This window comes from uncultured Rhodococcus sp. (assembly GCF_963525155.1).
GTDB lineage: Bacteria > Actinomycetota > Actinomycetes > Mycobacteriales > Mycobacteriaceae > Rhodococcus_F > Rhodococcus_F qingshengii.
Genome location: NZ_CAURKP010000017.1, coordinates 1 through 12,467, shown reverse-complemented (window position 1 = coordinate 12,467; position 12,467 = coordinate 1). Strand labels below are relative to the sequence as shown.

General features: G+C 62.1%; 11 protein-coding genes and 1 riboswitch. Of the genes, 6 read left to right on the top strand and 5 right to left on the bottom strand.

The window, feature by feature from the left end:
- Nucleotides 1-18 precede the first annotated feature (18 nt).
- The 3 genes from RWT78_RS06345 to RWT78_RS06335 all read right to left on the bottom strand — a co-directional run bounded on the left by RWT78_RS06345 (nucleotide 19) and on the right by RWT78_RS06335 (nucleotide 3,706).
- The gene (locus tag RWT78_RS06345) at nucleotides 19-678 is read right to left on the bottom strand and encodes an LppP/LprE family lipoprotein (RefSeq protein ID WP_314674737.1); all 660 of its coding nucleotides are present in this window, start codon (nucleotides 676-678) and stop codon (nucleotides 19-21) included.
- Nucleotides 679-771: 93 nt separating this feature from the next.
- Nucleotides 772-2,439 carry an amidohydrolase gene (locus RWT78_RS06340; RefSeq protein ID WP_314674735.1) on the bottom strand — a complete coding sequence of 556 codons (1,668 nt, stop codon included), beginning with the start codon at nucleotides 2,437-2,439 and terminating at the stop codon, nucleotides 772-774.
- A gap of 16 nt (nucleotides 2,440-2,455) precedes the next feature.
- Nucleotides 2,456-3,706: an MFS transporter gene (locus RWT78_RS06335; RefSeq protein ID WP_007733614.1), complete on the bottom strand. Its 1,251-nt coding sequence runs from the start codon at nucleotides 3,704-3,706 to the stop codon at nucleotides 2,456-2,458.
- Nucleotides 3,707-3,922: 216 nt separating this feature from the next.
- On the opposite strand from RWT78_RS06335, the gene RWT78_RS06330 reads away from it, so the two are divergent.
- The gene (locus tag RWT78_RS06330; protein ID WP_003940262.1) at nucleotides 3,923-4,552 is read left to right on the top strand and encodes a TMEM175 family protein; all 630 of its coding nucleotides are present in this window, start codon (nucleotides 3,923-3,925) and stop codon (nucleotides 4,550-4,552) included.
- Here the strand turns inward: RWT78_RS06330 and RWT78_RS06325 are convergent.
- On the bottom strand, nucleotides 4,549-5,133 hold the full coding sequence (locus RWT78_RS06325; RefSeq protein ID WP_042451313.1) for an ABATE domain-containing protein: 585 nt from the start codon (nucleotides 5,131-5,133) through the stop codon (nucleotides 4,549-4,551). The two genes, RWT78_RS06330 and RWT78_RS06325, sit on opposite strands and share 4 nt — an antisense overlap.
- Nucleotides 5,134-5,235: 102 nt before the next feature.
- Here RWT78_RS06325 and RWT78_RS06320 point away from each other — a divergent pair, with 102 nt between their 5' ends.
- The 5 genes from RWT78_RS06320 to RWT78_RS06300 all read left to right on the top strand — a co-directional run bounded on the left by RWT78_RS06320 (nucleotide 5,236) and on the right by RWT78_RS06300 (nucleotide 10,399).
- A complete protein-coding gene (locus RWT78_RS06320) occupies nucleotides 5,236-6,138 on the top strand; it encodes an NAD(P)-dependent oxidoreductase (protein WP_314674729.1) in 903 nt (300 codons plus the stop codon).
- The gene (locus tag RWT78_RS06315; protein ID WP_314674728.1) at nucleotides 6,135-7,001 is read left to right on the top strand and encodes an MFS transporter; all 867 of its coding nucleotides are present in this window, start codon (nucleotides 6,135-6,137) and stop codon (nucleotides 6,999-7,001) included. The genes RWT78_RS06320 and RWT78_RS06315 overlap by 4 nt, the downstream gene beginning before the upstream one ends.
- Nucleotides 6,995-7,333, top strand: coding sequence for a hypothetical protein (locus RWT78_RS06310; RefSeq protein ID WP_314674726.1), 339 nt, complete (start codon nucleotides 6,995-6,997; stop codon nucleotides 7,331-7,333). Before RWT78_RS06315 ends, RWT78_RS06310 begins: the two co-directional genes overlap by 7 nt.
- Nucleotides 7,334-7,345: 12 nt before the next feature.
- Complete coding sequence (locus RWT78_RS06305) at nucleotides 7,346-7,861, top strand: hypothetical protein (RefSeq protein ID WP_019745018.1); 516 nt, start codon at nucleotides 7,346-7,348, stop codon at nucleotides 7,859-7,861.
- 114 nt (nucleotides 7,862-7,975) lie between these two features.
- Nucleotides 7,976-10,399, top strand: coding sequence for an ATP-dependent Clp protease ATP-binding subunit (locus tag RWT78_RS06300; RefSeq protein ID WP_314674722.1), 2,424 nt, complete (start codon nucleotides 7,976-7,978; stop codon nucleotides 10,397-10,399).
- Nucleotides 10,400-10,449: 50 nt separating this feature from the next.
- On the opposite strand, the gene RWT78_RS06295 is transcribed toward RWT78_RS06300, so the two are convergent.
- Entirely contained in the window at nucleotides 10,450-12,342 is a 1,893-nt protein-coding gene (locus RWT78_RS06295) for an FAD/NAD(P)-binding protein (protein WP_314674720.1), read from the bottom strand.
- A 4-nt stretch (nucleotides 12,343-12,346) separates the two neighbouring features.
- Nucleotides 12,347-12,440: riboswitch (SAM riboswitch) on the bottom strand.
- Nucleotides 12,441-12,467 lie beyond the last annotated feature (27 nt).

The following is a 12,467-nucleotide window of genomic DNA, read 5'->3' as shown; positions in this document are numbered from 1 at the left end:
TCTCGGACCCAGGCAGGTTCAGGAGGGCGGGAACTGGCCGTCGGCAACCACGGCGCTGCCGTTCCACGTGAAGTTCACTATGTTCGGTCCGCCTTGGGGACAGCAGAATGCATCGTCGTCCAGCAGCCAACGGTATTGGACGGATACCGAATCCTTGTTGCTGTCGATGACGTGTGTGTACGAGTACGGCTCACTGGTAGCCGTGCCCAGGTATGTTCCGTCGTGGAAGAACAGGACGTGTGACTGGTAAGTCGCATCGCCGACGCCGTCGCCGTCCACCGAAACCCAGAGCAGGTCAGGACAATTCCCGATCTGGTCTTCGCTCGCGGATCTCGGTATCCAATTGCCCCCGTTGATGTCGGTGCCCAGCGTGCCGATGGCGTCGGTGACGAGCGAGGAGCCGACGTCGAGACAGGGACCCGAAGCGGGGATTGCTGTCGTAGTCGCCGTCGTGGATGCATTTGTGCGGGTGTTCGATTGTGGCGGGGGAGAGCTCGCTACCGTCGTCTCGGTTTCGTTTGCCGTCGATGTCGCCGACGCCGTTGAACTGGCTGCCGTGGAACTCGCCGCCGCTTCAGGTGTTCCTTCGGTCGACCCACAACCGGCGACCGTCAGGGCAGTGGCCGTCACCAGTGCAGCGGCTGCGACGGCGGCCGAAATCGGAGCTTTCCTGCGCATGCGTCCTCCAGAGTGTATGGGTTCACGTGTTCAAGTCCCTCCTTCGTTCTGTCGCCGGGCCGCATGCGTGCGTTATCGAACAACCGGTAACGATCAGCTATCGGACTCGGTGTTCCGTGCTTCGGTGCTCTTGGCCCCGGCCGCGTCGTATCGCACGGATCCAGCAACGACGGTCATCGCAATCTCCGTGGTCAGGAGAGAATCGACCCCTTCGGTGAACGGATCTTGTTTCAGTACGACAAAATCGGCTGCTTTACCCCGAACCAGCTGGCCGGTCACATCTTCCCACCGGCACGAGTAGGCAGCGTCGCGAGTTGCGTGAGCCAGCGCGTCCGCGAGGGGGAGTGCGTACTTCGGCAGGTTGGGTGCCAGTGACGGATCGATTGCGGATCGACGGGTGGTGGCGATGAACATGTTCGGCAGCGGCGGGTGGGGAGCGGTCGGAGCGTCCGAACCCAACGCCAGAACCGCTCCGGCCTCGGTGAATTCGGGCCAGGGGTACGCGCGATTGACCCGGTAGTCGCCGAGCATCGCCTGCCAGTTCTCCTGGATTGCAGGGTCAGCGTGAACCGGTTGCATCGAGGCGATGATTCCCAGGAGGGCAAGCCTTTCGACGTTGTCCCGGGTGATGGACTCCAAGTGTTCCATTCGGTGCCTGCGGGGAATGTCTCCGTTGGCGGCGATCGCGTACTCGAGTGCCGTCAATCCGATCTCCGACGCCTCGTCGCCGATCGCGTGCATCGCGATCTGCAGGCCTGCGGCGTCAGCGGCTGTCACGACGGGGATCAAGGACTCGAGATCCCAGATGGGCTCGGCGTTGGTGCCGTCCGAGTACGGCTCTTTCATTGCGGCAGTGCAGCTGTCGATCACACCGTCGATGATGATCTTGATTCCGGCGATACGGAGCCACGGACCTTGGACGCGCTCGTGGAGTTCGATCACGTCGTGAACTTGTCCGACGTTGTCGGCCTCGTTGTCCTCGCGGGTCATCAGCCAGTGAGCCGCGACACGCAGCGGCAGTGTTCCGTCTCCCGCGTCCAATGCTCTTTCCAGCGAGGCTAATTCGTCCGCGCCGAGTGCCATGTCGACCGCACCGGTCACGCCGTCCTCGAGATAGTGGCGGAAGGCGAGAGCGAGGGCGGCGTCCCGGTCTTCGTCGGATGCGAGCTCCGCCAGTTTCGGCCAGACGTAGAGCATCATGGCGGTCTCGTACAGCATTCCGGTGGCTTCTCCGGTGTCCGGATCCCGGCCGATACGACCGCCGATCGGATCGGGAGTGTCCGCGTCGATGCCGAGTTCTCGCAGTGCTGCAGTGTTCACCCAGACCGAATGTACGTCGTTGGCGTCGAGGTACACCGGGCGATCGGGTACGACGGCGTCGATCATCTCTCGCGTCGGGTGCCCTCCATCCAGCGCGGAGAACAACCAACTGCGACCCAGCAGTCGTGGTGCGTCCGGGTTCGATTCCGCGAATTGCTTGATGCTGGACTGAATGTCGGCGAGATCGGCGGCATCACGCAGATCCAACTTCTGCAGCGCGAATCCCATCATCACCAAATGCGTATGGGCGTCGACGAAACCGGGTAGCACGACGGCACCTTCGAGGTCGATCACCTCGGCGTCTGGAGCCAGGATATCGGCATAGACGGTTTCGCCCACGAATCTGAGCTTGTGGTCCTCGACGACTATCGACTCGGCCCATCCGTCGTCGGCAGCCGTGAAGATCTTTCCGTTGCGGTAGTGAGTGATGCTGTCATTCATGACTTCTACGTGATCCTTACGCGATGACGGTAGTAGTGATGGCGGCGCTGTGGTGACGATACGCACCTTCGGTACGTGCGGAGAGTCGGGAAACCAAGGCGAACGGGACCAGTAGAACGAAGCTGATCCCCGAGATGATCACTCCGAAGGTCGGATACCCGAGGCCGGCCGTCACCGAAGTTCCGAACAGCGGCGCGAACGCGGAGCCGATGAGGTAGGTGCCCAGTAGTGGCGCCGACCATCGGCCGGCCGCGTCGAGCGCGGCCGAGATGGCAACCAGGACGATGAACGTGGCTGCGTAGATCGTGTTCCAAGCGATGACCACTACCAGGTAGATCGTGGGATCGGTGGTGAGGCCGGCAGACAGCTTCAGAATTGCCCCGAGTATCAGTAGCACGGAGATCGATACTGTCCGACTGACCCGAGAACCCAACGCGGTCAAGGTAACAGCCGCGAGCACACCACCCGCCGTTGATGCGCTCAGTGCGAGACTCATTTGTTGATCCGAGAGCCCGGCGTGCTCGGAACCCATGATGCCGAGTACTGCCCACAACGAGTCCTCGCTGATCGCCCAGACTGCAAGCATCGCGAGAAATGCGGTTCCGGCAAAAGTGAGTCGTTTCGCGCTGACCCCGGCGGGGAGAGCTGTGGTCGTATTGGCGGACTTCGCCGTCTCCGGCGACTCTTTCACCGGGGACGACGGCAACCAGGTGACCGTTGCTGCGGTAGCCAGTGCCAGGACTGCGACGATGCCGAATGCGTTGGTCATGTGTGTGCCGAGGATGGGTATGAGAGCGAGGACGGCCGTGACGACGACACGGTTCACGAGGCCGCTGATGCTTGACGCCCGGTCCGGGTTCGTGAGCGCGGCCAGTGCCGCTCCACCAACGGATGCGGATCCACCAGCGCCGATACCGCCGACGATGATCGCGGCGCATGCGATCGTCGTGGACGGTGCGATGGCCGCAACGCCGAATGCGGCTGCCATCGCGATCAGGCTGACGCGGCCGAGGAGATGGCGATGCCGGCCCGAGGCGATTCGGGTGGTGGCGAGGCAGGTGACGGCGCAGACCAGCAGCGATGCGGTCAGAACGGCACCGGCAGCGGATTCGGTGACACCGAGGTCCTCGACCATTGCCACAATCATCAGGGGGATGAGGTTCGCGGTAATGAACCCCATGACGCCGATACTGAAGACGGCAATACCGCGGTTGGCGGTGAGTGGAACCCGGTCGGACTGCGTATTCGTCGAAGCGTTGATCGGCACTAGGGCAACCCCATGTCCTGAAGGGGGTGGCTGAACCGACCCCTGGTGTCGTGATGTGAGTCACTTAATGAATGTGATTCGTTAAGTATGGGGATGAGCTCCGCCACGGTCAAGAGATCTAACGAATTTGATTCGTTAATTGTATGTTTCCGGATACCTGCTTCCGGAAAGTGGCGTCGCCGGTCTGTTTCCTGTTGTGAGGCTTATGCTTCCGCAATGGCTGAGATTGCGGAACGCACCCGCTACTTCGAGCGCTACGTCACTTTCATCGACGCGATTGTCGCCATTGCGATCACGCTGCTCGTCCTGCCGCTGGTCGAACTCACCAGTGACCACCACGGCACCACGTCGGAACTCCTGCGCGATCACGCTGCGCAGTTCTATTCGTTCGCCCTGAGCTTTCTGGTGATCTTCCGTCTCTGGTGGTCGCAGCATCGGTTGCTTCGTTTTGTGGTCGACGGAGACAAGGTGGTCGTTCGCGGGCTGGGGTTGTGGGTGATGACCATCGTGTTCCTGCCCTTCCCGACAGCGCTCGTTGCGGCGCCGTCGCAGGATCTCGGAACCAGGGCTCTCTACATCGGGACAATGGCAGCCAGTGCTGCGTGCCTGGCGGTGGTCGCGTGGGGTCTGGTTCGCAACCCTTCGTTGAGTGAAGAGAATGCGAAGCCGCATTTCACCGCTGAAATCGTCACTTTCCTGATCATGGTGGTGGCGCTGCTCGTCAGTGTGCTCGTTCCGGTGACGTCGTACTTCCCGCTGTTTCTTCTCCTGCTGTCGACGCCGATCGAGAAGCTGTGGAACCGAGTGGCGGCGAAATGGAGTCGCGGTGAAGGTGAGATGAGCTAGTCGGCGCGAGCGGTCATCGCGGATTTCTTGGCTTTGTTTCCGCAGATGTTCATCGAGCACCAGCGTCGGTTGTTGCCGCGACTGGTGTCGACGTAGAGGCCGGTGCACCCGTCGCCCTGGCAGGCTTTGACGCGGTCGTGGTCGGGTCCACCGAGCACCGCGATCGCGTCGGCAGCCACTATCGACAAAGCGTCGCGGATCGGATTGTCTCCGGCTGATTTCCAGAGGGCCCGGCCACTCTCGAGGACGAGGTGGGCATCACCGAGTTCGGATGCGGTGTTGACGATCCCGACATCGGCGCGTGAGACGCGGCGGTCCTCGCATACGGCGGTTCCGATGCGATGAATGGCCTCACGTAAATCCTGCGCGCCGCGGAGGTCGTCTTCTGTCGCGGTTGCGGGGGCGTCCATCAGATCGTTGGCGCGTAACCATAATTCGAGTCGCTGCGGGCTCGTGAGTCGTTCGAACCTCGAGCCGTTCCGATTGGTGAGGGTGGCGGTGAAGCGGAAGGCGAGCGTGTCGTTGTCGAGTCGAAACACGTCCCGAGCGGATTGATCAGCTCCTGTTTCGTTCACTTTCATCCTCCTTCGTGGCGAACCATCTCAACCGGTTCGACAGCAACTGTACCCGTGTGAGAGTCTTGAACCGTCTTAGATGGTTCAGCACTTTCGAGAGGGAAATCCATGACTTCTGTTTCCGTGGTCGGCTTGGGCGCGATGGGTCGTCCCATCGCTCGAAATCTACTGGGCGCAGGCTTCGACGTGACGGTGTGGAATCGCAGCCCTGAAGCGGTAGCCGAACTGGTTGAGGAAGGGGCGATCGGCGCGAAAACCGTTGCCGAGGCATTCCAGTCCGGTGTTGTGCTGTCGATGTTGGCAGATGATTCGGCCGTGTCTTCGGCCATTCTGGATCCCGCCGTCCTCGCATCCGTTCCGAGTGGAACCGTGCACGTCAACATGGCCACCGTCAGCGTCGACCTTGCCAAGCGCGCCGCCGCACTGCACGCCGAGTACGGTATCGGGTACATCGCGGCGCCGGTGTTCGGACGCGTTTCTGTTGCTCAGGCTGGTCAGTTGAACATCATCGCCGCCGGCGACAGTTCCCTCATCGAGCGAGTGCAGCCCTTTCTCGACGTCATCGGTGCTCGCACGTGGCCACAAGGTGAGCGTCCGGAGCAGGCCAACATCGTCAAGATCATCGGCAATTACCTCATCCTCGCCGCGATTCAATCCTTGGGCGAGGCAATCACATTGGGGGAGAGGTCCGGTGTGGACGGAAGCCAACTCGTAGAACTGCTGACCTCGACGATCTTCCCGGGGCCGGTCTACTCCAGCTACGGAAACCTCGTCGCGACGCGTCAGTACGAGCCTGCAGGATTCACCACAGCTCTGGGCCTCAAGGATTTGAGGCTTGCGCTCGACGCCGCTGACAGCGTCGATCTGGATTTGCCGTTCGGTGGCGTACTTCGAGGCGTGCTCGCTCAGGCTCTGGCGAACGGTCAGGGCGAGATGGACTGGGCGTCTATTGCAGAACTGGTCCGTTCCGGCCAGTCGGGTGAAGGCAGTCCCGAAACACCGACGAGGTGAGCTCGAACTCGGACGGGACGGCGACTTCGGCACTGGCGGAGACCGATTCCGTCCGGACACTACCGCTGGCCGGGTTGTCGGCACTCGCAATGGCAGGCTTCATAGCGATCACAACCGAAACCATGCCGGCCGGACTACTGGTGCAGATCGGGTCAGGGTTGTCCGTATCAGTCTCCGGCGCAGGGCAATTGGTCACCGCATACGCATTGGGTTCCGTCGTCGGGGCGGTACCACTGATCGCATTGACCCGAGGATTGCGACGGCGTGCTGTCCTGGTGTCGGCGATTCTGGGGTTCGGTGTCTTCAATCTGGTGACAGCGCTTTCGTCGAATCTTGTTCTCACCTTGGGTGTTCGGTTTCTGGCCGGTATGGCGGCAGGTGTGGTGTGGGGGTTGCTTGCCGGGTACGCACGCAGGATGTCGCCCCCTCACCTGCAGGGGCGGGCCGTTGCGGTTGCCTCCGTCGGACAGCCGATCGCGTTGGCAATCGGCGTTCCGATGGGGGCGTGGCTCGGGACCCTGGCCGATTGGCGCGTCGTCTTCGCCGTGATGTCGGTTGCTGCGCTACTTCTGGTCGCGTGGATACTCACGGTGATGCCGGACTTTCCCGGGCAACAAACGGATCGGCAGCTGCCGGTGCGGAAAGTCCTGGTCCTGCCTGGCGTACGACCGATTCTGTTTGTCGCGTTCTTGTGGATCCTCGCGCACAACATCGTGTACACGTATCTGGCGGCGTTTCTGGATCGCATCGGTTTCGGCGATCGGTTGGAATCGTCTTGTTCGTGTTCGGACTTTTCGCCTTCGTGGGCATCGGTGTGGTCGGGGTGTTTGTCGACCGGGCCCTTCGAAGTCTCACCGTGCTGAGCTTGGTGGTCTTTGCCGCAGCTTTGACGGCGTTGGGCGTCGGCGGTGACAGCTTCGCAGTGATCGCACTCAGCGTTGCGGCATGGGGCGTGGCATTTGGAGGCGCTCCCACTCTCCTTCAGACTGCGCTCGCGGATACGACGGGCGACGCTGTGGACACGGCGCAATCGGTTTTCGTGACGATCTTCAATGCGGCGATCGCAGCGGGCGGCGTCGTGGGCGGGCTGATCTTGGCGGACAGGGGTGCGGGAGCGTTGCCGTTGGTTTCGCTGGTGCTGATCGTCGTCGGTGTTCTTGTGGTCAGTATCCGACAATTCGGACATAGCTTGTGATTCACTTCACGCATGCGGAAGTCATTGTTGGTGGTTGCTCTCGTTGCTACGTGGTTTGTCGCCGGAGCGATGCCCGCGGGGGCTGCGGATGCGAATTGGTCCGGTGATTACTCGCTCAAGCGTTTCGCCGCGACCAAGACGGGCACAAGTCTGGCCGCCAGCCAGTGGGAGCCGGATTTCTCCGATACATACACGTTCGAGACGGATTGCTCGAGCGGAGTCTGTATCGCCACAGTGGTCGGCGGTCCGGCTCCCGCCAATCCGACGTTGCCGCAGCCTGCGCGATACACCTGGGACGGAACCAGTTGGGTGCACCCCTATGACTGGGAGTGGGATTGCTACCAGGGGGAAGGCGTGCCCAAGGTATGGGCACCGGCGCACTCCGAGGCGTATTACACACCTCAGCCCGATGGCAGTCTGAAAGGTTCGTGGCGTACCGACATCGCGAGTGGTCCCTGCGAGGGATCGGTGATCATGCACGTCGAGGCGTACCCGGTCGGTCGATCTACCGGATCCTTCGGTAGTTGAGAACGATCTGTGGCCCGAAGGTGTTGAAACAAATCTGAGCCCGCGGGAATTGATCGAGCCCCATGCACGTTAATTGAGTCAGTAACGCTCAACTTTCTGCAAGGAGGCTTCGGAATGCCAGCATTCTTCGGGCCCGAGGGTCCCGGTCGCATCGATATTTCCCGGCTCATGAGCAGGGCCACCCAGCAACTCATGGCTGACGCTGCACGTGTAGCGGCTGCTCGCGGTGATTCGGATCTCGATGCACTGCACGTTCTCCGCGTCATGGCGGAGCAGGATCCGGTCCGCACGCTCATGCAGCGCGCCGGAGCCGACCCGAAATCCGTGGTCGACGCCGTCGACCTGCGGCTGCCACAAGGCCGTGAGCAGGGGGCCTACTCTGCTCCTGCGCTCAGCAGCGCCGTCAAAACTGCACTACTCGAGGCTCATCAACTGGCCCGAGCCCTGGGATCGACGTACATCGACCCCGAACATCTCTTCATCGCCCTGGCCGGTGACCCCGATCATGTTCCGGGTCGTCTGCTCGCTTCGGCAGGCATCACGCCGGAAAAGCTGCAGGCAGCGGTTCAGAATCCTGCAGCCGGTCCAGTCGAAGACGAGTCCACCACACCGACGCTCGACAAGTACGGCGTCGATCTCACCGATCGCGCCCGCAACGGCGGCGTCGATCCGGTGATCGGCCGCGCCGACGAGATCGAACAGACCATCGAGATCCTCTCCCGCCGCACCAAGAACAACCCGGTCCTGGTGGGTGAGGCCGGCGTCGGCAAGACTGCCATCGTCGAAGGTCTCGCCCAGCGCATCGTCGACGGGGATGTCCCGGAATCGTTGGTGGGCAAGAAGATCGTCCAGCTCGAACTCTCGAGCATGGTCTCGGGTACCCGTTACCGCGGAGACTTCGAGGAACGGCTGACCAAGGTGATCGACGAGATCACCGCACACAAGGACGAGCTGATCGTCTTCATCGACGAGATGCACACCATCGCCGGTGCCGGAGGCGGCGCAGACGGTGCGATGGATGCCGGAAACATCCTCAAGCCCAAGCTCGCTCGCGGTGAACTGCACATCGTCGGCGCCACCACGCTCGACGAATACCGCAAGAACATCGAGAAGGATCCCGCGCTCGAGCGGCGCTTCCAGCCCGTACAGGTCGGAGAGCCGTCGATCGAGGACGCAATCGCGATTTTGAGCGGACTGCGCAGTCGGTACGAGGATCACCACAAGGTGCACTACACCGACGAGGCGATCACCGCTGCGGTAGAGCTGTCGGCACGTTACATCGGCGACAGGTTCTTGCCGGACAAGGCAATCGACCTGATCGACCAGGCCGGCGCCAGGCTTCGCTTGAAGACGGCCACGGTAGACACCGCTGCGCTGCAGCAGCGTCTCGAGCAGCTCGAGAGCGACAAGGAAAAAGCCGTCGCCGACGAGTTGTACGAGAAGGCGTCGACCCTGCGTGACGAGATCAACGGCGTCGCAAAGCGTCTCGAGAAGGCAGGATCCTCGGTTCCTTCCGAGGAAACTCCGGACGTGACCGCTGAACAAATCGCCGAAGTTGTCGCCCGTGCCACGGGTATTCCGGCCAGCCAGATGACTCAAGCAGAGAAAGATCGCCTGCGCCGTCTGGAAGAGGAACTGCACGGTCGTGTCATCGGGCAAGATGACGCCGTTCGCGCCATCGCGCGTGCGGTGCGTCGTAGCCGGACCGGTATGAGCGATCCGGATCGTCCCGTCGGTAGCTTTCTGTTCCTCGGACCCACTGGCGTCGGCAAGACGGAGCTCGCAAAAGCTCTGGCTGCCACACTCTTCGGAGACGAGAACAAGATGCTGCGCTTCGACATGAGTGAGTTCGGTGAGAGGCACACGGTCAGCCGATTGGTCGGTGCTCCTCCCGGATACGTCGGCTACGGCGAGGCCGGGCAGCTCACGGAACAGGTGCGTCGTAACCCGTACTCGGTGATCCTGCTCGACGAGATCGAGAAGGCACACCCGGACGTGTTCAACACCTTGCTCCAGGTGCTCGACGACGGGCGTCTGACCGACGGTCAGGGTCGGACGGTGGACTTCAAGAACACCGTCGTGATCATGACCAGCAACCTCGGCTCGGACATCATCTCGAGCAAGTCCGGTGGACTCGGCTTCACCACAGGCGATGCAGAGTCGGCGGAGAAGCCACTGCGCGTCCGCGTGATGGCCAGGTTGCGCGAATCGATGCGGCCGGAGTTCCTCAACCGTATCGACGAGATCGTGATCTTCCGCAAGCTCGACACCGAGCAACTGCACCGGATTACTGATCTGCTGCTCGACGACAGCCGGAAGCGGCTGCAGTCCAAGGGCATCGAGATCGAGTTCACTGCCGACGCGGTGGACTGGATCGCCGAGCACGGGCATCAACCCGAGTTCGGGGCTCGCCCGTTGCGTCGTTCGATTCAGCGTGTGGTCGACGACAAGATCGCCGACATGCTGCTCGACGATCTCCTCGAAGAGGGCGGCAGTATCACCGTCGCGGTTGACGAGGGTGAGTTGGTGTTCAGCTAGGGGCACAGCCCCCTGTGAGCGGTTAGGGAGTCCCAGGACTCCCTAACCGCTCACAGGCGCGCAGCGCCCAAAATCTCCGCCGCCAGGGCATCGTTATGCCGGAAGAACCCTGCATTGGTACGGGGACGAGGGAAAGCCGCCGACCAGTTGTGGCCTGCAACCCACGGCCCTGCGGCGAAGCGGCGGGGATGAGCAGTGTTGTCCTGAAGAAGAATTCGTGACGTGCCGTCGACGGCGAGCTTCGCCGAACTGTCGGCGGTGGCACGTAGTTCGACTGCCTCGCCCCGACCGTGAAGCGTCCGCAGGAGCAAGTCACCGCTCGCGCTGATGGAAGCAACCGGCAAGCGTGCTTCGACGAGGGTGTTCGCGGCCACGATGTCGGTGTGCGACGCACTGCGCGCGACAAAGATCCCAGCCCCCGTTGCCGGGTCGATCTCGGTGGAGAACACCGAATCCGGCCCGAGGAACTGGACGATGCCCGCCTCGTTGAGGGCGATCAACTGTTCCAGTCGCTCGGGTGGCGGACCACTGGCGATGAAGCTGAAGAACGAATGAAGCCAACCCTCGACGTCCTTGGCGACGGATTCGGCCGGGATTCTGCCGCGCCGCAACAATTCTCCGACGGTCATGTACGTCGACAGCAGCGCTGAGAAGACAGCCGCGTCGGCGCTGAAATACGGGTCCGACCTCCGCGCGACATCTGCCGAGATGTATTCGGTGATCCGGGATTGGACCTCGGCAAGCCCGTCGTAGCGCTCACCGCCGAGTGGGCGGTTCAGCCGCTCGAGATCGATACGGTCTTCCGGCTTCGGGACTGCGTTCTCGACCAGTTCATGCAATCGAGGCGATCCCCAGGCCAGCGAGGCGAATTCGGCGTCGAACTCCTCCCAGGTGCCCACTGTCCGATCCGGGTGAGATGCGAACAGCTCGTGATAGTGGGCGCCTGCCAGTTCTTTCGACGCCAAGGGCCAGATGTCGTTTCGGAAATCCAACGGTCCGTCGCCGGGAACGAGATCAGCGGTGAAGAACCGCGGTAGCGGTGGCCGCGCGTCAGCGATCGAGTACGAAATCTTGGAGTGATACGGCACTCCGCGACGAGATCCGGCATACAACAGGGGTTCCCGACCCGAGGGAGCGTAAGTGAGGACGCCGTCTTCACCGCGTTCGAAGATGCCGCCACGGCTCTCGGCGAGGAGAACCATCCAGTCGATGAAAGCCAGCCCGAGTCCGGCGATCAGAACCGGTTCGCCTTCGGGAATGACATCGGCGTCGAGGTCGGCAGTGTAGCCCGGACCCACATACGTCAACCCGTGATCTGACGCGAAGCTGGTCAGCCTGATTTCACGTGGGGCAGGCAACGCATCGGGATGCCCTTGTGCGAGAAAGACGGTCGTCGCGTCGATGACAGCTCCGTCGTCCAGATGAACCGTCTGTGTCTCGCCGACGTTCACGATGTCGACCACGGATCGTCGATGAACTCGAACGTCGACGTGCGCTGGCGCAGAGTCGACTGCAGTCTCGAACACCCAGTTCAGGTATCTGCTCTGCAGTGACCTCGATGCAAACGACGACGGGGTGATCGTCGGAACTTCTGCTGCGATTTCGGGGAATTCGGCAAGCTCAGCCGAGCGCTCGGCGACCCATTCCGCGAGGGTCGGACCCGGCAGCACCGGGCCGATCACGGCGGTGGTCTCGTCGGTGAACATCGTGACGTCCGCTGTTGTCGAATTCATCCACAGAAGCGGCGCCTGGCTGCCTCGCCAAATACGGCCGGCACCTGCCGGATACGGGTCGACAACGTGAATGTCGATCGGTGTGGGATCGGCGTTCACCGATTCGTGAGCGAGGATCCGCTCGAGTACGCCGGTCCCGCGGGGTCCACCACCCACGATCACGATGACAGCTGCTGTCCCCACTGAGGTACGGGGTCGATCGCCTGGCACGAGTCCTCCATCGGACCTGGCAGAAAGCACCCGCACCTCAGCAGAGGGGGTTGCTGCGACGTCACGGAGCCAGGTCTCTCGGTCGCTCTGGATGGTTAGTCCAGCTTATCTTCGGAGAATCGTGA

What these genes read in the sequence shown, in the direction of transcription:
- RWT78_RS06340 (WP_314674735.1), bottom strand. Translation starts at nt 2,439, where the DNA reads ATGAATGACAGCATCACTCACTACCGCAACGGAAAGATCTTCACGGCT.
- RWT78_RS06305 (WP_019745018.1), top strand. Translation starts at nt 7,346, where the DNA reads ATGCGGAAGTCATTGTTGGTGGTTGCTCTCGTTGCTACGTGGTTTGTC.
- RWT78_RS06320 (WP_314674729.1), top strand. Translation starts at nt 5,236, where the DNA reads ATGACTTCTGTTTCCGTGGTCGGCTTGGGCGCGATGGGTCGTCCCATC.
- RWT78_RS06345 (WP_314674737.1), bottom strand. Translation starts at nt 678, where the DNA reads ATGCGCAGGAAAGCTCCGATTTCGGCCGCCGTCGCAGCCGCTGCACTG.
- RWT78_RS06325 (WP_042451313.1), bottom strand. Translation starts at nt 5,133, where the DNA reads ATGAAAGTGAACGAAACAGGAGCTGATCAATCCGCTCGGGACGTGTTT.
- RWT78_RS06300 (WP_314674722.1), top strand. Translation starts at nt 7,976, where the DNA reads ATGCCAGCATTCTTCGGGCCCGAGGGTCCCGGTCGCATCGATATTTCC.
- RWT78_RS06330 (WP_003940262.1), top strand. Translation starts at nt 3,923, where the DNA reads ATGGCTGAGATTGCGGAACGCACCCGCTACTTCGAGCGCTACGTCACT.